Raw genomic sequence first — 22,878 nt, 5'->3', positions numbered from 1 at the left:
CGAGTGGTACATCACGCAGGTCGCCAGGCCCTCAGAACTGCCTGATGTACCCCTCGTCGGGAGTCGTCAGCGGTCGAGCCCGGCCCGGCGGAGTGCGTCGGCCATCGCGCCGCTCGGTGCCGGCTTCCGGTCGCGGTCGTTCCCACCGCGCCGACCGCCCCCACGCTGTGTGCCCTGGCCACCGTCCCCACCGCCACGCGGCTGCGTGCCGCCGCCCTGACGGTCCGAACCGCCGCTGCCCTGGGGCTGACCCGGCTTACCGCCCTGGGCACGCGCACCGTCGCCCTGACCCGGCTTGCCGCCCTGCGGCTGCTTCCCGTCGCCCTGGCCGGGCTTGCCGCCCTGCGGCTGCTTCCCCTCGCCCTGGCCGGGCTTGCCGCCCTGCGGCTGCCGGCCGCCGCCGCGCGGCGCACCCTTGCCGCGGCCGCCGCCGGACTGATCGCCCTCACGACGCCCACCGGACCGCTCGCCGCCGCCCGCGCCGGGCTCGTCGTCGAGCCGTAGCGTCAGCGAGATGCGCTTGCGGGGGACGTCCACCTCGAGGACCTTCACCCGCACCACGTCGCCCGGCCCGACGACCGTGCGCGGGTCCGACACGAACTCCTTCGACATCGCCGAGATGTGCACCAGGCCGTCCTGGTGCACGCCGACGTCGACGAAGGCGCCGAACGCGGCCACGTTGGTGACCACGCCCTCGAGCACCATCCCGGCGGCGAGGTCGGTGATCTGCTCGACGCCTTCGGCGAAGGTCGCCGTCTCGAACGCCGGGCGCGGGTCGCGGCCGGGCTTGTCGAGCTCGGCGATGATGTCGGACACCGTCGGGACACCGAAGGTCTCGTCGGTGAACGTGCCCGGGTCGAGCCGGCCGAGGAGCGAGGAGTTCCCCACCAGCGAGGCCACGTCGGTTCCCGTCTCCGCGACGATGCGGCGCACGACGGGGTAGGCCTCGGGGTGCACGCCGGAGCGGTCGAGCGGGTCCGCGGCGTCGGGGATGCGCAGGAAGCCCGCACACTGCTCGAACGCCTTCGCCCCGAGCCGCGGGACCTTCGTCAGCGCGGTCCGCGACCGGAACGGGCCGTTCTCGTCGCGGAAACCGACGATCGTCGTCGCGAGACTCGTCGAGATGCCGGACACGCGGCGCAGCAGCGGCGCCGAGGCGGTGTTGACGTCGACGCCGACGGCGTTCACGCAGTCCTCCACGACGCCGTCGAGCGAGCGCGAGAGCCTCGTCGCGGACACGTCGTGCTGGTACTGGCCGACGCCGATGGACTTCGGATCGATCTTCACGAGCTCGGCGAGGGGGTCCTGCAGCCGCCGGGCGATCGACACCGCGCCGCGGATCGACACGTCGAGATCGGGCAGCTCCTTCGAGGCCTCCTCCGACGCGGAGTACACGGAGGCGCCCGCCTCGGAGACCATTGCCGGGATCAGCCCTGGGGTCGACCGTGCGAGCTCCTGGGCCAGTTTGTGGGTCTCGCGGGAGGCGGTGCCGTTGCCGATGGCGACGAGCTCCACCCCGTGCTCCCGGGCGAGGCGCGCGAGGGTGGCCAACGACTGGTCCCACTGGTTGCGCGGGACGTGCGGGTAGATCGTGTCGTGGGCGAGGACCTTCCCGGTGCCGTCGACGATCGCGACCTTCACGCCGGTGCGCAGCCCCGGGTCGAGGCCCATCGTCGGGCGGGCCCCCGCGGGCGCGGCGAGCAGGAGGTCGCGCAGGTTGCCCGCGAACACGACGACCGCGCCCTCCTCGGCGACCTCGCGCAAGCGCACCCGCAGGTCGACGACGAGCCGCGAGGAGATTCGCGTGCGCCACGCCCAGCGGGCGACGCCGACGAGCCAGGAATCCGCCGCGCGCCCGCGGTCGGCGATGCCGCCGGCCACGGCGACGCGGGCCTCGTAGGCCGAGGTGTCGCCGTCGTCGTCGAGGGAGGACGGGTCGAAGGTCAGCTGCAGGACCTCCTCGGACTCGCCGCGCAGCAGCGCGAGGATCCGGTGCGAGGGCAACGTGGTGAACGGCTGGTCGAACTCGAAGTAGTCGGAGAACTTCGACGCGGCGGCGTCCTCGGCCTTGCCCTCCCGGACCGCCGCGACCACCCGGCCCCGGGCCCACATCCGCTCACGCAGCTCACCGACGAGGTCGGCGTCCTCGGCGAGGCGCTCGACGAGGATGGCCCGCGCGCCGTCGAGGGCGGCATCGGTGTCCGGTACACCGCGCTCGACGTCGACGAACGCGTGGCCGGCCACCCGTGGGATGACCGTCGGGTCGCCGAGCAGGCCGTCGGCGAGGGGCTCCAGGCCGGCCTCGCGGGCGATCATCGCCTTGGTGCGGCGCTTCGGCTTGTAGGGCAGGTAGACGTCCTCGAGGCGGCTCTTGGTCTCCGCGGTGAGGAGTGCGACCTCCAGTTCACCGGTGAGCTTGCCCTGCTCGCGCACCGACTCGAGCACGGACGCCCGGCGCTGCTCGAGCTCGCGCAGGTACCCGAGGCGCTCGTCGAGCGTGCGGAGCTGGACGTCGTCCAGCCCGCCGGTGACCTCCTTGCGGTAGCGCGCGACGAACGGCACCGTCGCGCCGCCGTCGAGCAGCTCGATCGCGGAGCGCACCTGGCCCTCGCCGACCTCCAGCTCGGAGGCGATACGGCTCGGCACGGGCGGCAGCGCGGTGGGCGTCGCAGCAGCAGTCGCGGTCACAGGAGCCATCGTGCAACACCGGTCCGACAGTCAGGCCCGGGCCCGGCACCTGTCGTCCGGAACCCGTGTGGCAGCGCCATGATCGACGACGGTTTCCGGACGTCCAGTGTCAGCAAAGGGACTTTTCTGACATCCGGGCGGGGCTCAGCCCTCGAGCGAGAGCAGCGCCGCCTGGACCATCGTCCGCACGCCGACCGGGAGCGCGCGCTCGTCCAGCGCGAACGTCGGCTGGTGGATGTCGGACTGCGGGCCCTCGCCGGACCAGACGCCGAGCCGGCCCATCGCGCCGGGCACGTGCTCCAGGTACCAGCCGAAGTCCTCGCCGCCGGACGACTGCTCGGTGTCCGCCGCCGCGCCCGGGCCCGCCGCGCGCTCGGCGGCGCGGGCGAGTAGGTCGGCCGAGACCGGGTCGTTGACCACGGGCGGCACGCCGCGGCGGTGCTCGAGCACGTAGCCGACACCGGTCGGCGCGAGCAGTGCGGTGACGAGCTGGCGCACCAGCGGCTCGAGCTCGTTCCACGTCGCGTGCTGGGCGGTGCGCAGCGTCCCGGACAGGGTGCCGAGCTCCGGCACGGCGTTCGCGGCGTGCCCGGCGTCGACCTGGCCCCAGACCATCACGGTGCCCGAGCGCGGGTCGACCCGGCGCGAGAGCAGGTCGGGCAGGCCGGTGATGACGGTGCCGAGCGCGTGCACGAGGTCGGCGGTGAGGTGCGGCCGCGAAGTGTGCCCGCCCGGGGAGGTCAGGCGCAGCTCGAGCATGTCGCAGGCCGACGTGATCGGGCCGACCCGGGTGCCGACGTGCCCGACCTCGAGGCGCGGATCGCAGTGCAGCGCGAAGATGCGGTCGACCGAGTCGAGACCGTTCGCGGCGATGACGTCGAGCGCGCCGCCGGGCTGGACCTCCTCGGCGGGCTGGAAGATCAGCCGCACACGCCCGGGCAGCCGGTCGGCGACCGACGCGAGGGCGAGACCGGCGCCGAGGAGCACCGAGGTGTGCGCGTCGTGACCGCACATGTGCGCGACGCCGGGGGTCTGCGAGGCCCACGGCACGTCGGCGTGCTCGTGCAGGGGCAGCGCGTCCATGTCGGCGCGCAGCGCGACGGTGCGCGGCCCCGTGCCGATGTCGCAGATCAGGCCGGTGCCGGGCAGCAGCCGGGGCGACAGGCCCGCCGACTCCAGCACCCGGGCGCAGAGAGCGGTGGTGGCGTGCTCGGAGCGCGCCAGCTCCGGGTGCGCGTGGATGGTGCGCCGCCAGCCGAGGACGTCACCGGCGTGCTCGGCGAGCCACGCGTCGAGCCACTGCGGCCCGGTGCCGCTCCCGAGGTCCGCCACGCTCTCGCGCGACGTCGGGCCGTCCGGACGGGTCTGCAGCAGCGTCACTGTTCCACCTCCTCGAGCCGCGGACGAGGACCGTCCAGCGACTGGTAGGCCCAGCATGCATCCCCCGGACGGCCTCCTGGTGGCGTCCGCCACCGATGGCGCCGAGGGGTCCGGACGCTGCTGTCAGTGGTGTCACACCCCCGTCAGCCACGAGACGAGCGGCGCAACGGTGCAGGTCACCGGGCCAGCGGCCCACAAACGCCGGTCGTCGCCCGACGAGCGGTCGCACAGGCGGTGACGAGCGGCCTCATTCCGGTTGCGCACGGTCGGTCGCCGGGGGGCACGGCTGGACGGGTGGGGCGACGGTCACCGGCGACCAGGGCGCCATCATGGGGGGCGTGAGTCCCCGCCCCGCCGACACCCGCCGCCTGGTCGGGCGCTATCGCCTGGACTCCGAGCTCGGGCGGGGCGCGATGGGCACCGTCTGGTCGGCGTACGACGAGGTGCTGCACCGTCCCGTCGCGGTGAAGGAGGTGCGACTCTCGCTCGTGCCCGTCTCCGAGCGGGCGATCGTGCGCGAGCGGACCCTCCGCGAGGCCCGCGCGACGGCGATGCTCAGCCACCCGAACGTCGTGACCCTCTACGACGTCGTCGAGGTCGACTCCGAGCCCTACGTCGTCATGGAACTGCTGCCCTCGCGCAGCCTCGCCGCCTACATCGGCGAGCGCGGGACGCTGAGCCACGCCGAGACCGCGGAGATCGGGTCGGCGGTCGCGTCGGCGCTGATGACCGCGCACCGCGCCGGGATCACCCACCGCGACGTCAAGCCCGGCAACGTCCTCATCGGCACCGACGGGCAGATCAAGCTCACCGACTTCGGGATCGCGCGCAACGCCGCCGAGTCGTCCATGACCCAGACCGGCACGGTGCTCGGCTCGCCGCCCTACATCGCGCCCGAGGTGGCGATGGGACGCGCGGTCGGCCCGCCCGCGGACCTGTGGGGCCTCGGCGCGACGCTGTTCGCCTGCCTCGAGGGACGCCCGCCGTACGACGCGGGCGACCCGGTCTCGACCGTCTCCGCGGTCGTGCACGGCGACATCCCGCGCCCGTCGGGGCAGGGACCGGTCGCCGACGTCATCCGCGGCCTGATGGTCAAGGACCCCGGCCTGCGGATGCCGCTGCCCGCCGTGCGCCGGCGCCTGCGCCCGCTGATGGCCGACCCCGAGGGGCCGATGCTCTCGGCGCCGCCGTCGCCCGCCACGACGGAGTTCCGCCTCCCGCAGACGCCGCCCGCGTCCACCGACGATCCCCGCTCCGGGCTCATCCCGGTCCGCGGCCGCAGCGGGACGCTGGTCGAGGGCGCCGATCCCTCGGGTGAGCGGCCTCCGCAGCCCGGCCCGGCGCCGCGGCGACCGTCCCCGACGCCGCCCGCGCCGCGCACCGCCCCGTTCGCCGGGCCGCTGCGCGACACCCCCGCCGCCCCGCCGGCGGACGAGCCTGCCTCCGACGCCGCGGTGGACGCGGTCGCCGCGCCCGCGGAGGCGCCGTCGACCGGGACCTCCGAGGACGCCGACGACGGTGCCGCGGGTGCGGCCGCGGCCGGAGCGGCGGCGGCCGGAGCGGTCGCGGCAGGTGCGTCGGCGGGCGACGCGTCATCGGGCGGCGACGCCGCGTCCTCCTCCGGGACCGACGATCCCGACGGGGACGGTCCGGGCGCCGACGACGACGGCACGACCGACGGGCCCGACGACGCCGCGGCGGCGGACGGCGATGCCGAGGACGACGTCCCGGACACCGCCGTGAGCACCGACGAGCAGCCGGACGACGCGTCGGCGAAGCAGTCCTCGGACGGTCCGGCCGCGAACGACGAGCACCGCTCCGCGACGGACGCCAAGGCGCAGGTCGCCGGGGCGCAGGTCGCCGAGGTCTCCGCGTCGGAAGCGGCCGAGGGAACCGGGAAGGCCTCCGCCGCAGCGCCCAGCGGTCCGGGCGACGCCGGCAAGCGATCCGGCGTCACACCGACCACCGGGGAGCAATCCACCGGGGAGCAGTCCACCGCGACGGCCCCGGACGCCGACGGGTCCCCGGACGCCGGGAACGACGAGGCCGACGACGGTGACGCCGGGTCGGGAGGCGCGGCCGCCGTCGTGGCCGGCGGTGCCGCGGCACTCGCGGCGGGTGGCGCGGCCGCCGTCGCGGCGAACCGCGCGACCTCCGACACGACAGCGCCGGAGGACTCGGCACCGGAGCCGGACGACGGCGTCGCGTCGACGGCGGGCGGCATCGCGGGGAACGGGTCGGACGACACACCGGACGAGGACTCGTCGGAGACCGCGGCGAAGTCGGAGTCCGGGCCGAAGTCGGAGTCCGGGGCGAAGAAGCAGACGTCCACCGGCGGGTCGACCGGCTCGACCGCGTCCGGCACCGGTGCGGCCACGCCGGCCGCGGCCACCGACGCCGAGGATGACGACGGCCGGACCGGCGACGACCGCCGGACCGGCGACGACACCCCGGTCACCCCCACCGCGACGCCGTCCACGGCCACGCCGCGCACCACCACGCCGTCCTCGGGCACGCCGCGCACCACCACGCCGTCCTCGGGCACCCCCCGCCCCGGCACGCCGCCGTCCGGCACCCCGCGCACGCCCACGCCGTCGTCCGGCACCCCCCGCACCAGCACGCCGTCCTCCGGCAACCCGCGCACGCCCACGCCGTCGTCCGGGAACGCGGCGGTCCCCGAGCCGAGCGCTGCCGAGACGACGATGGTCACCCCACGCGTGCCCGAGGGGGCACGACCCGCCCCGCGGCCCGCAGGCCCGTCGGCACCGGGTCCGTGGTCGCAGCCCTACCAGCGGCCGCCCCGCGCGCCGATGGCCGCGCCCCGGCGTCCCGGGAGTCCGCAGGCACTGGCGCCCGACCCCGGGCCGCTGCCGTTCGCCCCGTCGCGCCAGGCCCCGGCCACCCCGAGCCGCGGGTGGCGGGTGGGCGTCGTCGCGCTCGTCGTCGCGCTCGCCCTCGCCGGGCTGATCGGCGGCTACGCAGCGGTCCGGATGATCGGCGGGCAACCACCGTTCTCGGTGTCGCTCGCGCCCGACGGACCAGTGGTCGACGGCGAGCGCATGGTGGCCCACAGCGACGACAACGCCCGGTACAGCGGCACCGGCATGGGGTTCACCGCACTCGTGCCGAGCAGCTGGCAGCAGTTCCGCCTGCAGGAGACGACCGGGGACATCGTGGTGCGCTACGTGTCCGACGACGCCACCCGCGAGCTGCGCATCGACCGGCTGGTGCGCTTCTACCCCGCCCAGCGCACCGCGGCGTACGTGGCGCTGCTCGGCGACCCGTCGCGGCTCGGGGCGGACGCGGTGCGGGTCGAGCCGCTCACCGTCGTCGCGCCCCCGCGGGCGGGCGCCGAGGAACCGGTGCAGCAGACCGTCTACCGCGCGCGCTCCGGCCCCACCGACGACCGGACCACGTGGACGCGGCTCATCCCGTCGGGGACCGACCTGTGGGTGGTGCGGATGACGGTGCCCAGCACCGCGCCCGGCGGCGCCCCCGAGCAGTTCGCGACGGTCGCCGACAGCTTCACGCCGCCGGTCTAGCCTGCGTCCTCGATGAGCCCCGACGTCGCCGCCACGAGTCCCCGCACCGATCCCGACGGCGCCGCCCGCGCCGCCGCGGCCGAACTGGCACGGCGCACCGGGGTCGATGCCCACGACGTCGCGGTCGTCCTGGGCTCGGGATGGGGACCGGCGGCCGACGGGATCGGCGTCGCGGACGCCGAGGTCCCGGTCGCCGAGCTCCCGGGCTTCACCCCGCTCGGGGCCCCGGACCACCGCGGGACGGCGCGCTCGGTCACCGTCGCGGGCCACCACGTCCTGGTCCTGCTCGGGCGCACGCACCTCTACGAGGGCCACGGCGAGGCGCAGGCCGTGCACGCGGTCCGGACGGCGTGCGCGGCGGGGGCGGGCACGGTCGTGCTCACCAACGCCGCGGGCGGCATCGACCCCTCCTACGCCGTCGGGCAACCGGTGCTCATCAGCGACCACCTCAACCTCACCGGCCGCTCCCCGCTGGTCGGCCCGGCGTTCGTCGACCTCACCGACGCCTACGACCCGGGGCTGCGCACGGCCGCCCGCCGCCTCGACCCGAGCCTCGTCGAGGGCGTCTACGCCGGGCTGCCCGGCCCCCACTTCGAGACGCCTGCCGAGATCCGGATGCTGCGCACGCTGGGTGCGGACCTGGTCGGGATGTCGACGGTGCTGGAGACGATCGCGGCCCGTGCGGCGGGTGCCCGGGTCGCCGGGATCGCGCTGGTCAGCAATCCCGCGGCCGGCACCACCGACGAGGGGATCGACCACCTCGCGGTCCTCGACGCCGTCCACGCCGCCGCCGCGCGCACCGGTGGGCTGCTGCGGGACCTCGTGACGGCGGCCCTGTCCGTGAACGGAGCGCCGGCGTGAGCGGTCTGCTCGTGGTCCACCACACCCCGTCGCCGTCGTGCCAGGAACTGCTCGAGGCCGTCCTGGAGGGTGCGGGGACCGACGAGCTGCCCGAGCCGGTGGAGATCACGACGAGGCCCGCGCTGGTCGCGGGAGCGGCCGACGTCCTGGCCGCCGACGCGGTCGTGCTGGGCACGCCGGCGAACATCGGGACCATGTCCGGGGCGCTCAAGCACTTCTTCGACCAGATCTACTACCCGTGCCTGCAGGACACCCGGGCGCTGCCGTTCGGGCTCTACGTGCACGGGGGCGACGACGTCGCGGGCGCGGTCCGCGACGTCCTGCGCATCACCGGCGCGCTGGGCTGGGAGCAGGCCACGGCCGTCGTCGAGACCACCGGGGCCGTCGAGGCCGCCGACCGCGAGGCGGCCTGGGAGCTCGGGGCGACCGCGGCGCTCCGGGCCGGTGAGCGCATCTCGTCGTCCTGACGACCACGAGCCTCACTCGGGCGGAAGCCCTGACGGCCCCGCGGCGTTGCGCACCACATGACATCGCGAGCCGTGCAGTACGCCCGCTTCGGCGGGCCGGAAGTGCTGGAGATCGTGGAGCGCGAGGACCCGCAGCCGGGCCCGGGCCAGGTCCGCCTGGCCGTGCGCACCGCATCCGTCAACCCGATCGACTGGAAGCTGCGCAGCGGCGGCATGGCGTCCTCCGACGCGCCCGAGAAGCCCGTGATCGGCGGGATCGACCTCGCGGCCACCGTCGAGGCCCTCGGTGAGGGGGTGACCGCGTTCGGCGTCGGCGACGAGGTGCTCGGCCACGCCGTCGGCGGCGCCTACGCCGAGCGGGCCCTCGCGGACGCGGCCCGGCTCGTCGCCAAGCCGGCGGGCGTGAGCTGGGAGATCGCCGGGTCGCTGGCGGTCGTCGTGACCACCGCCTACCGCGGGCTGGCCCTGCTCGGCCTCGGCGAGGGCGACGACACCGCGGGCAAGGTCCTGGTGATCAGCGGCGCGTCGGGCGGCGTCGGCGTCGTCGCCACGCAGGTCGCCGCGGCGCGCGGGGTGACCGTGATCGGCACCGCGAGCGAGCGCCACCAGGACGTCGTCAAGGGCCTCGGCGCGACCCCGGTCGTCTACGGCGACGGCCTCGCGGACCGGGTACGCGGGCTGACCGCCCACGTGGACGCCGCGTTCGACACCGCGGGCAAGGGCGCGCTGGGCGACCTCGTCGCCCTCACCGGCTCCGCGGACCGCGTGATCACCATCGCCGACCCGGAGGCCGGGACCTACGGGGTGACGTTCTCCGCCGGGGCCGACGGCGAGGTCGAGGGCTCGCTCGCCGACTTCGTCGCCGGTCTGGCCGCGGGCCGCTACCGCGCGCCCGAGGTGGTCGTCTACCCGCTCGAGCAGGCGGGGCAGGCGCAGGAGGACAACCGCACGGGTGCGGTCAGCGGGAAGCTCGTGCTCACCACCGCATGATCCCGTCCGCTCAGGTGCCGCGCAGGCGCACCGCCGCCTCGTAGAGCGCGTTCGTCGAGACCCCGCGCTCGCTCGCCACCGCGCGGGCGGCGTCCTTGAGACGCCGCCCGCCGGCGACGAGCGCGAGCACCTCGTCGGCGAGGTCGTCGGGCTCCGGGGCGACGACGACGGCGCCGCCGAGCACGACCGTCACCTCGCCGAGCACGTCACGCTCCCCCGCCCACGCCGCCAGGTCGCCGAGCCCGCCGCGGACGATCTCCTCGTGGGTCTTGGTGAGCTCGCGGCACACGACGGCGGGCCGCGCGGCGCCGAGGACGTCGACCGCCACCGCGAGCAGCGACGCCAGCCGGCGGGGGGACTCGAAGAACACCGTGGTGCGCTGCTCGGCCGCCAGCGTCGCGAGCCAGGAGCGGCGCTTGCCGTCCGCGCGCGGGGCGAACCCCTCGAAGCAGAACCGGTCGGTGGGCAGCCCGGAGACCGCGAGCGCGGCGAGCACCGCCGACGGGCCGGGCAGGCAGCGCACCCGCAGGCCCTCGGCGACGCACGCCGCGACCAGCCGGTAGCCGGGGTCGGACACCGCGGGCATCCCGGCGTCGGAGACCACCAGCACCGTCGCGCCGCCGCGCAGTTCCTCGAGCAGCCGCGGGATCCGCGCCCGCTCGACGTCCTCGTAGAAGCTCACGACGCTGCCGCGCACGCTCACCCCGAGCGCGGAGGTCAGCCGGGACAGCCGCCGGGTGTCCTCGGCGGCGACGACGTCCGCCGTCGCGAGCGCGTCCCGCAGCCGGGCGGAGGCGTCACCGGGGTCGCCGAGCGGGGTCGCCGCCAGCAGCAGGACACCCTCGGACACGGGTCCCGACCCTAGATCAGACCCGGCCGGTGGCCGCGTCGGCGCTTCCGGACGGCGCCCTCACGCCGCCAGTGGACTCCCACGGTTGCCGAGCGAGCCCTCAGCGCCCACTCGGCGGCCGAGTGCTCCTCTAGCGCGGCCCGTACGATCGGCCCCCGTGACGGCCGGCAGCACCATGGAACGGCCCGCGACGGGGAGGGCAGCGGCCGGCACCGTCGCGGACCCGCGCGGTGTCCTCGCCCCGGGACCGCGCGGCGTCGAGAGCCTCCTCGGGCGCCCGATGCCCACCGACCGGCTGCGCGGCTGGATCGTCACGATCGTCCTCACGCTGATCGCGGGCGTGGTCCGGATGTGGGACCTGGGCCGGCCCACCGACAACGGCACCCCGGTCTTCGACGAGAAGCACTACGTGCCGCAGACGTGGCAGGCGCTGCGCAACGGCGGGTACGAGGACAACCCGGGCTACGAGCTCGTCGTCCACCCGCCGCTGTCCAAGCAGCTCATGGCCGTCGGGCAGTGGATCTTCGGCTACGACCCGGTCGGCTGGCGGGTGGTCTCCGCGCTCGCCGGGACACTGTGTGTGCTGCTGATCATCCGGATCGCACGCCGCCTCACCCGCTCGACGCTGCTCGGCGGCATCGCGGGCGTGCTGCTGATCTGCGAGGGGCTCTCGCAGGTGACCAGCCGCGTCGGGATGATCGACATCTACCCGACGCTGTTCGTGCTCGGCGCCTTCGCCGCGATCCTCGCCGACCGGGACGACGTCCGCGGCCGCATGGCGGTCGTCGTCGCCGAGGGACGCATCCTCGACACCCCGTTCGGGCCGCGGCTCGGAGTGCGCTGGTGGCGGTTCGCGGCCGGGCTGTGCATCGGGGCATCGCTGGCCAGCAAGTGGTCCGGGCTCTACTACATCGTCTTCCTCGGTGCGCTGATCATCGGGTTCGACGTCGCCGCGCGGCGGGCCGCCGGGGTGGCGCGCCCGTGGGTCGGGACGCTGGTGCGCGACCTCGCGCCGCTCGTCTGGGCGTGCTTCCTCCTGCCGATCCTGATCTACGTCGCGAGCTGGCTGCCCTGGATCGCCTCCGAGACCGGCACCGACCGGCACGTCCCCGACGCCAAGGCGGACGCCGTCACCCTGGTCGCCCTGCTCCCGGACTGGCTGCCCGACTGGGTGCGCGGCATGGCCTACTTCTCGTCGAAGGTGCTGGAGTTCCACGCCACGCTGTTCACGCCGCGCGGCAACCCGCACCCGTGGGAGTCCAAGCCCTGGACGTGGCCGATGGGGCTGCGCCCGATGCTCTACTACTACGAGTCGGGTGCGGCCGCTCCGGGCTGCGGGACGAACGACTGCGTCGGGGCCGTGATGGCGATCGGCACGCCCGCGCTGTGGTGGACCGCGTTCCCGGTGCTCGGCTGGGGGATCTGGCGCTGGATCACGGGCCGCGACTGGCGCTATGCCGCCGTCCTCGTGGGCTACGGCGCGGGCATCCTGCCCTGGTTCACCGACATCGACCGGCAGATGTACTTCTTCTACATGGCGCCGGTGATCCCGTTCCTGGTGCTCGCGGTGACGCTGGTGCTGGGCGAGGTCCTGGGGCGCCGCACGTCCGGTCCGGAACGGCGCGCGACGGGGCGGATGGTGGTCGCGATCTACGTCGGCCTCGTCGTCGCGAACTTCGCGTGGCTGTGGCCGATCCTCGTCGGCGCCTCGATCACCGCGGCGCGATGGAACGCGGAGCTCTGGCTGCCCTCCTGGCGGTGACCCGGGCCCGGATCGCGACGCATATTGCGCTCCGATGACGACTTCGCTCGCACCATTGCCGCGCCCGTGCGTGCTCGTACGGTCGGTCCACGGCAGCACGCGACGACGAGGGACGGCGGTTCTCCATGCGGCACGGGGACATCAGCAGCAGCAACGACGGCGTCGGCGTGGCGGTCGTGAACTACACGATGCCCCGGCTGCACGACGAGGCGGGCATCCGCGCGAACTGCGCACAGATCGCGGACATGGTGGTCGGGATCAAGCGGGGCTTCCCGGGCATGGACCTGATCGTCTTCCCGGAGTACTCGACCCACGGGATCATGTACGACCGCGACGAGATGTTCACCAACGCCGCCACCTGTCCCGGCTTCGAGACCGAGATCTTCGCCGAGGCGTGCCGGACGGCCGGGGTCTGGGGCGTGTTCTCGCTGACCGGCGAGCGTCACGAGGACCACCCCGACAAGAACCCGTACAACACGCTCGTCCTGATCAACGCCCAGGGCGAGATCGTCAACAAGTACCGCAAGATCCTGCCCTGGGTGCCGATCGAGGGCTGGTACCCCGGCGAGCACACCACCGTCGTCGAGGGGCCGAAGGGCCTCAAGATGGCCCTGATCATCTGCGACGACGGGAACTACCCCGAGATCTGGCGTGACTGCGCGATGAAGGGCGCCGAGCTCGTCGTCCGGCCGCAGGGCTACATGTACCCGGCCAAGGAGCAGCAGATCATGATGTCGAAGTCGATGGCGTGGGCGAACAACGTCTATGTCGCCGTCGCCAACGCCACCGGGTTCGACGGCGTCTACTCCTATTTCGGCCACTCCGCGATCGTCGGGTTCGACGGCCGCACGCTCGGCGAGTGCGGTACCGAGGAGATGGGCGTGCAGTACGCCGAGCTGTCGGTGTCGATGATCCGGGACGCCCGGAAGAACTGGCAGTCGCAGAACCACCTGTTCAAGCTCCTGCACCGCGGCTACACCGGCGTCATCCAGTCCGGGGGCGGTGACTCCGGTGTCGCGGAGTGCCCGTTCGACTTCTACAAGACCTGGGTCACCGACCCGGCGCTCGCGCAGAAGCAGGTCGAGGCGATGACCCGCGAGCACATCGGCACGCCCGAGGCCCCGGTGGAGGGCATCCCGAACGGGTCCTGATGCCGGGCTAGCGTTCGCGGGTGCTCCTGCGCGCGGTCCTGTTCTCGCTGATCCCCGTGGCGGCCGCGGGCGTCTCGGGGATCGTCGCGGCGATCCGTGCGCCCGGCCGGCGGGTCACCAGCGGCATCCAGCACTTCGCGGCGGGCGTGGTGTTCGCGGCCGCGGCGATCGAGCTGCTCCCCGGTGTGCTGCGCGAACAGCCGTGGGTCGCGGTCGTGGGGTTCTCGGCCGGGATCGTCGTGATGTTCGCCTTCCGCGCGCTATCAACGGCGCTCGAGCGGCGCCGCCGCGCCGACGGGCCCGCGCTGCCGGTCGGGCTCGCGGTCGCCACCGGGGTGGACTTCGCCGTCGACGGGCTCGTCCTCGGGGCGGGGTTCGCCGCGGGCCCGACCACGGGGCTGCTGCTCGCGATCGCGCTCGCCGTCGAGTACCTGTTCGTCGGGCTCTCGCTGTCGGCAACGATGGCCCGGGGCGCCTCCCGGACGCTGACCGCGACCGCGCCCACCGCGCTGTCCCTGCTCACCGTGGCCGGGACCGCGGTCGGCGCAGTGTTGCTCGCGGACGTCTCGGCCCAGGTGCTGGCGGGCGTGCTCGCGTTCGGGGCGGTCGCGTTCATGTACCTGGCCACCGAGGAACTGCTGGTCGAGGCGCACGAGCAGGGTGAGACGGCGCTGGGCTCGGTCGGCTTCTTCGTCGGGTTCCTCATCTACCTGCTGCTCGACGAGCTGATCGGCTGAGGCCCTCGCCGGACCGAGCTCAGCCCCGGGTGATCACCGCGAACCGCGCACCCGACGGGTCGGCGAGCACGGCGCGGCGCCCGGACGTGGCCTCCGTCGGAGCCTCGACGACGGTGCCGCCCGCGTCCTCGGCGGCGGCCGCGACAGCGTCCACGTCGTCCACGCCGAAGTGCACGAGCCAGTGCGGCAGCGCGTCACCGGCGAACACCACCGCGCCGAGGGCCGGGCCGTCGCGGTGCAGCGTCGTCGTGCCCGGCTCGTCGGTCGGCTCGTGGGTGAACCCGAGGACGGTGCCGTAGAACGTCTTCGTCAGCCCCGGATCCGCCGACGCGGCCTCGACCCAGGCAGGTGGCGCGGCGGGCTCGTCGGACTCCCAGAGCCCGACCGTCGCCCCGCCGGCATCGAGGGCGACGACGACGAGGCCGCCGCACCCGTCGTCGTCGGGACCGTGCAGCAGCATGCCGCCGGCCTCGACCAGGCGCTCCGCGACGTCCGCGGCGTCCTCGACGGCGAGGTAGAGCGTCCAGCCGGGCGGGCTCCCGTCGGGGGCGCCGAGACCCGCGACGCGGCGCTCACCGGCGAGCGCCACCGCCTCGTGGTGCTCGGCCGCGCCCTCGTCGGTGAACGTCCAGTCGAGGACCGCGCCGTAGAACGCGGTGACCGTGTCCGCGCCCTCGACGAGCGCGAGGTCCGCCCAGCAGGGTTCGCCGTCCGCCGTCCCGCCCACCCGAGGAGTGTGGCGCGGACCACGCCGAGCCGCTCGTCGTGAACGACGACTTGCGGACGTTCAGCGTCGGCAACGGGACTTTTCTGACGCCGGGCTCAGCGGTCCGTGTCCGGCGTGAACCACCAGCCGCCAGGCACCGGGTCGTCGTCGTCCGCGAGCTGGGTCAGCTGCGACGACAGAGCCTGCGACAGGAGCGGGATCATGGCTCGGCCGTCGGTCCGCCGCTGCACCCGCGAGGGTCCCCGATCCGGGACGTGTGCCGGTCCGGGTTCCGAGGACGATCCGCCGTCCGCCCCGGGCCGGCTCTCCTCCTCCGGGACGGGCCCGTCCCCGGTCCGGATCACCCGCCCGGTCACGTCGTCGAACATCAGGCCGGGCAGCGCGCCGCTGTCCCGCGGGTCCCGCACCTCGGCCGGAGGCGGATCCCGGTACCGCTGCTCGCCCTCGATCCGTTCGGATTCGGTCATCGTCGCCTCACCCCGCGATCAGCGACGCCACGTCGAGGCGCCGGTCGATCATGCCCGCCTGGGTCATGAGATCCGCGACGCGCTGGATCCGCGCCGCCTCCACCGTCGTCGGATAGTTCGGCAGTGTGATGAGCGTGGCGGTCGGCGCGTCGACCGGGGCGAACCCGGGCAGGACCGCCGTCGTCGCGCGCGAGTCGGCCGCGAGCGCCGCGCCCCGGGCCAGCGCCGACCGGAACGCGTCGACGGTCCGCGGGAACTGCTCGGCGAAGCGCGAGGTGGTGAAGTAGCCGTCGAGCGGGAGCGCGGCGGTCGGCCCGCTCGCGGGGTCGATCACCGGCAGCGCGCCCACCGCCTGCTCGGCCTGGGTCACGAACGGCTCCACCAGCCACGCCGCGTCCAGCGAGCCGTTCCCCAGCGCCGTCACGGCCTGGGCGAACGGCATCGGCACGTAGCGCACCGTCCGCGGATCCACGCCGCGCGCGGCGAGCACCCGGTCCAGCGCCAGGGTCTGGATGTTCGGCGGCGGGGTGTTCACCGCGATCGTGCGCCCGGCGAGCTGCGAGGCGTCCCGGATCCCCGAGCGGGGCGAGGCGACGACCTGGTCGAGCCCCGGCGACGCCAGTGCCGCCTCGGCGACCACCCGCAGGTCGGCGTTCCCGCGCGCCTGCTCCTCGAGGTAGCTGACGTAGTTGGCGCCAGCGACGATGTCGACGCTGCCGTCGGCGAGGCCCGCGAGCCCCTGCGGTGAGGAGGTCAGCGGCTTGATCGTCACGTCCAGCCCGGCGTCGCGGAAGAAGCCGTTCTGCTGGGCGAGGTAGAGCGGTGCGACGTCCACGATCGGCAGGCTCGTGACGGTCACCTTCGTGCGTTCCGGCGCGGCGGCCGTCGGCGCCCCGGACGCGCACCCCGTGGCGAGGACCAGCACCGCGAGCACCCCGAGCAGCGCGCGCCTCACGACGCACCCCCGCCCGTCGTCTCGTTGGCGGCGCTGATCGGCACGACGACGAGCGAGGGCTCGCCGCTGCGCTGCGCCGCCGCGACCGCGGGGCCGATCTCCTCGCCGCGCTCCACCCGCGTGCCGTGCAGCCCGAGCGAGCCCGCGAGCGCCGCCCAGTCCACGCCGCCCAGCGTCGTCCCGGCGAACCCGGGTGGCAGCGCGTCGGACACCGCCCGGTACCCGCCGTTGTCGACGACGACGTAGGTGACCGGCGCGCCGACCCGCGCGGCGGTCCAGAGTCCCTGCACGCCGAACATCGCCGACCCGTCCCCGAGGAACGCCAGGACCGGCCGGTGAGGTTGCGCCAGCGCGAGCCCGACGGCGGCCCCGGCACCCCAGCCGAGCCCGCCGTTGCCCGACGAGTTGTGGTAGTCGCCGGCGTCGCGCTGGGGCAGCGCCCGGCGCAGCGCGGGACCGCTGGTCGGGGCCTCCTCGACGACGACGCTGCCCGGCGTGAGCGCGTCCGCGACGGCCTGGGCGGCGCTCGCCGCGTCGACCGGGCCCGCGACCGACAGCCCCGAGCGGGCGCTCTCCCGCCACGCCCGCCGCTGGGCGACCAGCACCTCGGCGGTCCGGCCCGCGCGGCGCTCGACGGTCTCCCGACGGGCCTCGGTGCCGGGGCGCAACGACGACGCCAGCGCGGCCAGCGACGGCCCGATCGCGCCGGCCATCGCGACCTCGACGGGGTACGAGCGCCCGAGCTCGGCGGGGTCGTCGTCGAGCTGGACCACCCGCATGCCGTCGGGGATCGGGGCCTCCGCGGTCCAGATGTGCGGCCGGATCGCCGCCCCCGCGACGAGCAGTACGTCGTGGCCAGCGAGGGCCTTGGCGATCTCGGTGCCCGTGAAGTGCGGGGAGGGCGCGGTCAGCGGGTGCTCGGAGTCGGCGTCGACGTACTCGTACTGCGGCTGCGGGTAGACCGTCGCGCCGAGGGCCTCGGCGACCGCGGTCAGCTCCGCCACCGACCGGGTCGCCCCGACGCGGTCGCCGGCGAGGATCGCGGGCCGCTCGGCGGCGGCGAGCACCTCCGCGGCCGCGTCGACCGTCGTGGCGGGCCCGGCGTCGGGCACGGGGATCCGGCCCGGCAGCGTCGGCCCGCCCTCGGGGAAGCCCTCCGAGGACCCGTCCCCGCCGAGCAGGTTCATCGGGATCGAGAGGAACGCGGGTCCCGACGGCTGGCGGCGCACCCGCGCGAACGCCCGGCGCAGCAGCGGCAGCAGGTCGCCAGGGGTGTGGACCTCCTCCGCGGACAGGCAGGCCGGGCCCGCGAGGCCCACCAGGTCGCCGCCGAGCATCGGGGCGTCGCGCAGGAACCGCTGGTCCTGCTGCCCGGCGGTGACCACCAGCGGCGTGCGGGAGCGACGGGCGTTGTTCAGCCCGATCAGCGCGTTGGAGACGCCGGGCACGGCGTGCACCGACACGAACGCCGGCCGCCCGGTGCCGCGCGCGTAGCCGTCGGCGGCCGACACCGCGGAGAACTCCTGCAGCGCGAGGACGTAGGACGGGTCGGACGTGCCGGCGAGCTCGCGCAGCAACGGCAGCTCGGTGGTCCCCGGGTTGCCGAAGACGCGGTCGACGCCCTCGTCGCGCAGCAGGTCGAGCATCAGCGCCGCCGGGGTCACCGGGCACCTCCCGTGGTCGTCTCCTGCGGATCGCGCCGGTCTCGATGGTCGAGCTCCCCTATCGGCGTGCTCCCCTCGTTGCCCCGTCTCCGGTACGACGCCACCGGCTGCGGCTCCCGGCCGGTCGCTCCGCCGCGCGCCGTCAGCGCGTGCTCGACGAGCCGCGCGAGCGTGCCGGTCGCGGACGCCCGGTCACGGGCGTCACAGGTGACGATCGGCGTCGTCGCGGGCAGCGCGAGGGCCTCCCGGACCGCATCGACGCCGTGCGGGTACTCGCCGTCGAACCCGTTGACCGCGACGACGACGGGCAGGTCGGTGCGGTCGAGGTAGTCGAGGACGGGGAACGAGTCGAGCAGCCGGCGGGTGTCGACGAGCACCACCGCGCCGACGGCCCCGCGCACCAGCTCGTCCCACATGAACCAGAACCGGTACTGGCCCGGGGTGCCGAACAGGTAGAGCGGCAGCGCGCCGGCGGTGTCGGTGTCGCCCGGGTCCAGGTCGAGGCGCCCGAAGTCCATCGCGACGGTGGTGCTGCGCTTGTCGGGGGTGGCCGAGAGGTCGTCGACGCCGACGCTCGCCGCCGTCATGACCTCCTCGGTGCGCAGCGGCGTGATGTCGGACGCGGCGCCGACGAACGTCGTCTTGCCCACCCCGAAGGCACCCGCGACGACGATCTTGAGCGCGGTGACGGTCGGGCCGGGGGCCGAGGGATCAGAGCCGTCGCTGGAGTCCACGCAATACCCTTTCCAGCTGGTCGGTGTCCGCCCCGGCGCCGGGGCGGTGGACGCGGACGAGGCCCGCGTCGGCGAGATCGGTGACGAGGACGCGCACGACGCCGAGCGGGAGTCGGGTGCCCGCCGCGATCTCGGCGAGCGAGCGCCAGGGCCGGGCGGCCTCGACGATGGCGCGCGCCTCGGGCGGTCCGGCGTCGGGTCCGGGCCCGGCGTCCACCGCCGCGTCCGGGCGCGCCGGGATGGCGTAGCCGAAGCGGAACACCTCGTCGGGATCGACCTGCGCCTTGAGCGCGGCCAGGCGGGTGTAGTCCTCCCGGGACCAGGCGGTGGCGACGACGTCGGAGTCGGTGACGGTGCCGAGGAAGTTCACCGCGGCGCCCGTCGAGTGGGGTTCCAGCGCCTCGACGAGCCGCCTGCCGCGCTCGGGGGCGTCGCCGTCCGGTCCGTGCACGTCGACCACGAACACCCCGTAGCGGGCGTCGCGGCCGCCGACGGCGTTGTCGGGCCGCGGGCGCCGGGCCATCGCCCCGCCGAGGTGGCGGATCTCGATGCTCGCGACGGGGTCGGCGACGTCGGGCCCGCAGGAGCGCAGGACGGTCTCGACGACGCCGGGCGGCAGGTCGCCGAGCAGCAGTCCCCGCTTCCAGACGTCGGCGGGCTCGGTCGGGTCGTCGTGGATGGTGCCGATGGCCTCGTAGGGCAGTTCACCGACGGTGTCCAGCGTCGGGGCGAGCGCGCGCATCGGGGCGAGGACGTCGGCCGCGGTGTCCGGGGCGCCGACGTGGGCGAACCGCAGGTGCACCGTCGGCAGGGGGCTCCCGGCACGGCTGCGGTGCCCCAGGTGGGACAGCGACACCGACGTCGTCGTCGCCTCGGTCAGCCCGGCGGTCCACCGGGGGTAGGCGCGGAGCACGGCGTCGGCGGCGTCGCCGTCGAAGAACAGACCGCCGCCGACGAGGCTGGTGATCGGGAACAGCTCGACGACGAGGGCGGTGACCACCCCGAGGTTGCCCTTGCCGCCGCGCAGGCCCCAGAACAGCTCCGGCTCGTGGGCGTCGTCGGCGAGGCGGATGCGCCCGTCGGCGGTGACGACCTCGGCGGCGGCCACGTGGTCGGCGGTGAACCCGAACGTGCGCGCGAGCGGGCTGATGCCGCCGCCGAGGGTGTACCCGACCACGCCGACGGCGGGCGCGCTGCCGCACAGCGGGGCGAGGCCGTGGCGGCCGGCCGCGGCGATCACCTCGCTCCAGACCACCCCCGCTCCGACGGTCGCCGTGCGGGCGTCCGGGTCGACGCGCAGCGTCCGCATCCGCCGGGTGGAGAGCATGACGCCGTCGTCGACGGGCCGGACGGCCCCGTGCCCGGTCGCCTGCACCGCGACGGGGAGGCCCCGCTCGACGGCGAACGACACGGCCGCGGCGACGTCGGACGGGTCGCGCACCCCGACGAGCACGAGCGGGCGGTGCGCGACGCTGGAGTACGACGACGCGATCTCCTCGTCGAACCCCGGGTCGCCGGGCAGCCACACCGGGCCGCGGACGTGGTCGGCGAGCCGGCGGAGGTCGCCGTCGGGGAGGTCGTGTCCGGGCGCGGGACGGCCCGGCTGCGGTGGGGGCGTGCGCGGCGAGGGCACCCGGCCGGTCGCCGACACCACCGTCTCCGGTGGCCACGAGTCCGCCGTGACGGTGCGACCGCCGGTCACGGTGTAGGGCCGGACGAGCGCCCGGGGGGTGCCGTCGGGAGCGTCGGGCCCGTCGCGCGACTCCGGCCCGGGGGCCGCGCTCACGGGCGGGCCGCGGGGCTCAGGCCGTGCCCGACGCGATCGACGAGCAGCGCCATCTCGTAGGAGACGAGGCCCATGTCGCAGCCGGGGGCGGCGAGCACCGCGAGCGAGGACCCGTCGGAGATCGCGGTGACGAGGAACGTGCCGTGACGCATCTCGACGACGGTCTGGTCGACCGGCCCGCCCTGGAACACCTTGGCCGCGCCGCCGGTGAGGCTGGCCAGGCCGGAGGTGATGGCGGCGAGCTGGTCGGCGCGGTCGGCCGGGACCTCGGCGCTGCGGGCGATCGGCAGCCCGTCGGAGGAGACGACGACGGCGTGCGCGACACCCGGGACGCGCTCGACGAAGTCGGTGACGAGCCAGTCGAGATCGCTCGCCGCTGTGTGCTGGTCCCCGCTCGTCATGTCGGTCGGGCCTCCTCGGGGTGGGCGGTGCTGCTGCGGGCGCGGTCCCGGCCGGACTGGTACCCGGCGAACCGGGCACGGACGGCATCCGCCGAACGGTCCCAGGCCGGACCGGATTCCGCCGGGTCCGTGACCGGGCCGGTGGGCGGCGTCCCGGACGGGGCGGCGCCGGGGACGTAGTTGGCGCCGGGGGCGCGGCGGGGCAGGCCGTCGGCGGTGGTGCCGTTCGCGACGGGGTTCGCGACGGGGTCGGCGCCGGTGGCCTCGGGCGCGGCCGCAGGGGACGGGGCGGGCCGGGGGATCCCGGCGGACGGGGTCGCGGTGGGCTGCTCGACGCGGGCCCGGGCCCGGGCCTGCGCGACCCCGGCGTAGCGGTGCCGCACTGCGGCGGGCGAGCGGTCCCAGGTCGGGGCGTCGGGCCGGGGCGCCTCCGACCGGGCGTGCGCCGGCCGTGGCGCGGGCCGGGGGGTCCGGGGCGAGGGGGTCTCGTCGTCGACCGCCCGGCCTGCCGGGACCTGGTTCGCGCCGGGGGCGCGCTGCGGCAGCCCGGTGGCGGTGGTGCCCGCCGCGGTGGGCACGAACGTCGGGGCGGGTGGCGACCCCGACGGTGCGGGTGCCGGCTCCGGGGCGCCCGCGGCGAGCGGGGAGCCACCGAACCAGCCGGGGGCGCCGTCGTCGTCGGCGGGCACCGGGGCGGACGGGCGCCGCGGGGCGTCCGGTCCGCGGACCGCTTCCGGCGCGTCGCGGGGCCCGTCGGAGGCGAACAGCCGCGCCGGGACCGACACGGTCGCCGTCGTCCCGCCGTCGTCGCCGGGGCGCAGCCGGACCCGCACGCCCCGCCGCGCGGCCAGGCGGGCGACGACGACGATGCCCATCCGGCGGGAGGCGTCCGCCCCGAGGTCTGCAGGCTCCCCGGCGACGGCGAGGCGCTCGTTGAGCGCGTCACGCTCGTCCTCGGCGAGCCCGATGCCGCGGTCGCTGATCTCGACCAGCGCCGTCCCGTCGCGCAGCACGGTGGCCCCGACCCGGACCGGCGCGGTTCGCGCGGAGAACGCGGTGGCGTTCTCGATCAGCTCCGCGTGCAGGTGCACCAGGTCGCTCACCGCGTCCTCGGCCACGAACACCTCGGGGATGGCCCGGACCTCGACGCGCTCGTACTGCTCGACCTCCGAGGCGGCGGCGCGCAGCACGTCGAGCAGCGGCATCACCCGGTTCCAGCGGCGCAGCGGCTCCTCGCCGCCGAGGACCAGCAGGTTCTCGCCGTTGCGGCGCATGCGGGTCGCGAGGTGGTCGAGGCGGAACAGGTCGCCGAGGCGGTCCGGGTCCTCCTCGCCGGACTCGAGGTCGTCGATCAGCGCGAGCTGGCGCTCCACCAGCGACTGGGTGCGCCGCGACAGGTTGACCACGATCGCGCCGGTGGCGGCTCGGCGCCGCGCCTCGGCCGCCGCGAGCCGGACCGCTTCCCGGTGGACCTCGTCGAAGGCCCGCGCGACCTCGCCGATCTCGTCGTCGGACCGGACGTCGATCGGCTCGACGGCGGTGTCCACACCCGACGGGTCCTCGCGCCCCATCCGCCCGACCAGCGTGGGCAGCCGGTCGTCGGCGACGTCGAGGGCGCCGCGGCGCAGCGCGCGCAGCGGCCGGGTGAGCGAGCGGACCACGAGGATCGTCGCGACCAGGACGATGAGCACGACGAGGAGCGCGACCAGCCCGACG

The 22,878-nt window shown here is 75.5% G+C and carries 17 protein-coding genes and 1 pseudogene; 7 read left to right on the top strand and 11 right to left on the bottom strand.

Annotated elements, in window-relative coordinates; all coding sequences use genetic code 11:
* Positions 1-66: 66 nt before the first annotated feature.
* Both VGI02_RS08240 and VGI02_RS08235 read right to left on the bottom strand, forming a co-directional pair.
* A complete protein-coding gene (locus VGI02_RS08240; RefSeq protein WP_331626820.1) occupies positions 67-2,688 on the bottom strand; it encodes a Tex family protein in 2,622 nt (873 codons plus the stop codon).
* A gap of 144 nt (positions 2,689-2,832) precedes the next feature.
* Positions 2,833-4,068, bottom strand: a complete 1,236-nt coding sequence (locus VGI02_RS08235; RefSeq protein WP_331626819.1) for an amidohydrolase — start codon at positions 4,066-4,068, stop codon at positions 2,833-2,835.
* A 338-nt stretch (positions 4,069-4,406) separates the two neighbouring features.
* Here VGI02_RS08235 and VGI02_RS08230 point away from each other — a divergent pair, with 338 nt between their 5' ends.
* From VGI02_RS08230 to VGI02_RS08215, 4 genes are all read left to right on the top strand, one after another.
* Positions 4,407-7,610 carry a serine/threonine protein kinase gene (locus VGI02_RS08230; RefSeq protein ID WP_331626818.1) on the top strand — a complete coding sequence of 1,068 codons (3,204 nt, stop codon included), beginning with the start codon at positions 4,407-4,409 and terminating at the stop codon, positions 7,608-7,610.
* Between the two features lie 12 nt (positions 7,611-7,622).
* Positions 7,623-8,471, top strand: a complete 849-nt coding sequence (locus VGI02_RS08225) for a purine-nucleoside phosphorylase (protein WP_331626817.1) — start codon at positions 7,623-7,625, stop codon at positions 8,469-8,471.
* Entirely contained in the window at positions 8,468-8,938 is a 471-nt protein-coding gene (locus VGI02_RS08220; protein ID WP_331626816.1) for an NAD(P)H-dependent oxidoreductase, read from the top strand. Before VGI02_RS08225 ends, VGI02_RS08220 begins: the two co-directional genes overlap by 4 nt.
* Before the next feature lie 72 nt (positions 8,939-9,010).
* Positions 9,011-9,928, top strand: coding sequence for an NADP-dependent oxidoreductase (locus VGI02_RS08215; RefSeq protein WP_331626815.1), 918 nt, complete (start codon positions 9,011-9,013; stop codon positions 9,926-9,928).
* Positions 9,929-9,938: 10 nt separating this feature from the next.
* On the opposite strand, the gene rsmI is transcribed toward VGI02_RS08215, so the two are convergent.
* Positions 9,939-10,778 carry a 16S rRNA (cytidine(1402)-2'-O)-methyltransferase gene (gene rsmI / locus VGI02_RS08210; RefSeq protein ID WP_331626814.1) on the bottom strand — a complete coding sequence of 280 codons (840 nt, stop codon included), beginning with the start codon at positions 10,776-10,778 and terminating at the stop codon, positions 9,939-9,941.
* Positions 10,779-10,953: 175 nt separating this feature from the next.
* Between rsmI and VGI02_RS08205 the strand changes: the two genes are divergently transcribed.
* The 3 genes from VGI02_RS08205 to VGI02_RS08195 all read left to right on the top strand — a co-directional run bounded on the left by VGI02_RS08205 (position 10,954) and on the right by VGI02_RS08195 (position 14,428).
* Entirely contained in the window at positions 10,954-12,540 is a 1,587-nt protein-coding gene (locus tag VGI02_RS08205) for a dolichyl-phosphate-mannose--protein mannosyltransferase (RefSeq protein WP_414638219.1), read from the top strand.
* Between the two features lie 125 nt (positions 12,541-12,665).
* Positions 12,666-13,691: an aliphatic amidase gene (locus tag VGI02_RS08200; RefSeq protein WP_331626812.1), complete on the top strand. Its 1,026-nt coding sequence runs from the start codon at positions 12,666-12,668 to the stop codon at positions 13,689-13,691.
* A gap of 20 nt (positions 13,692-13,711) precedes the next feature.
* The gene (locus tag VGI02_RS08195) at positions 13,712-14,428 is read left to right on the top strand and encodes a ZIP family metal transporter (RefSeq protein WP_331626811.1); all 717 of its coding nucleotides are present in this window, start codon (positions 13,712-13,714) and stop codon (positions 14,426-14,428) included.
* 19 nt (positions 14,429-14,447) lie between these two features.
* On the opposite strand, the gene VGI02_RS08190 is transcribed toward VGI02_RS08195, so the two are convergent.
* The 8 genes and pseudogenes from VGI02_RS08190 to VGI02_RS08155 all read right to left on the bottom strand — a co-directional run.
* Positions 14,448-15,155 carry a VOC family protein gene (locus VGI02_RS08190; protein ID WP_331626810.1) on the bottom strand — a complete coding sequence of 236 codons (708 nt, stop codon included), beginning with the start codon at positions 15,153-15,155 and terminating at the stop codon, positions 14,448-14,450.
* 95 nt (positions 15,156-15,250) lie between these two features.
* The gene (locus VGI02_RS08185) at positions 15,251-15,622 is read right to left on the bottom strand and encodes a hypothetical protein (RefSeq protein ID WP_331626809.1); all 372 of its coding nucleotides are present in this window, start codon (positions 15,620-15,622) and stop codon (positions 15,251-15,253) included.
* Positions 15,623-15,629: 7 nt separating this feature from the next.
* Positions 15,630-16,577, bottom strand: coding sequence for an ABC transporter substrate-binding protein (locus VGI02_RS08180; RefSeq protein WP_331626808.1), 948 nt, complete (start codon positions 16,575-16,577; stop codon positions 15,630-15,632).
* Positions 16,574-18,241, bottom strand: coding sequence for a thiamine pyrophosphate-binding protein (locus VGI02_RS08175; protein WP_331626807.1), 1,668 nt, complete (start codon positions 18,239-18,241; stop codon positions 16,574-16,576). Before VGI02_RS08175 ends, VGI02_RS08180 begins: the two co-directional genes overlap by 4 nt.
* Positions 18,242-18,375: 134 nt before the next feature.
* Positions 18,376-18,975, bottom strand: a pseudogene (locus VGI02_RS08170) (GTP-binding protein); the annotation flags it as partial.
* Positions 18,953-20,761 carry an FAD-binding protein gene (locus VGI02_RS08165; protein ID WP_331626806.1) on the bottom strand — a complete coding sequence of 603 codons (1,809 nt, stop codon included), beginning with the start codon at positions 20,759-20,761 and terminating at the stop codon, positions 18,953-18,955. The gene VGI02_RS08165 and the pseudogene VGI02_RS08170, both read right to left, overlap by 23 nt.
* A complete protein-coding gene (locus tag VGI02_RS08160; protein ID WP_331626805.1) occupies positions 20,758-21,162 on the bottom strand; it encodes a roadblock/LC7 domain-containing protein in 405 nt (134 codons plus the stop codon). Before VGI02_RS08160 ends, VGI02_RS08165 begins: the two co-directional genes overlap by 4 nt.
* A partial coding sequence (locus tag VGI02_RS08155; RefSeq protein ID WP_331626804.1) for an ATP-binding protein occupies positions 21,159-22,878 on the bottom strand: 1,720 nt, incomplete at its 5' end. The genes VGI02_RS08160 and VGI02_RS08155, both read right to left, overlap by 4 nt.

The sequence above is a fragment of the Actinomycetospora sp. genome (assembly GCF_036497245.1).
Lineage (GTDB): Bacteria > Actinomycetota > Actinomycetes > Mycobacteriales > Pseudonocardiaceae > Actinomycetospora.
This window is presented reverse-complemented; position numbering and strand designations above follow the sequence as displayed.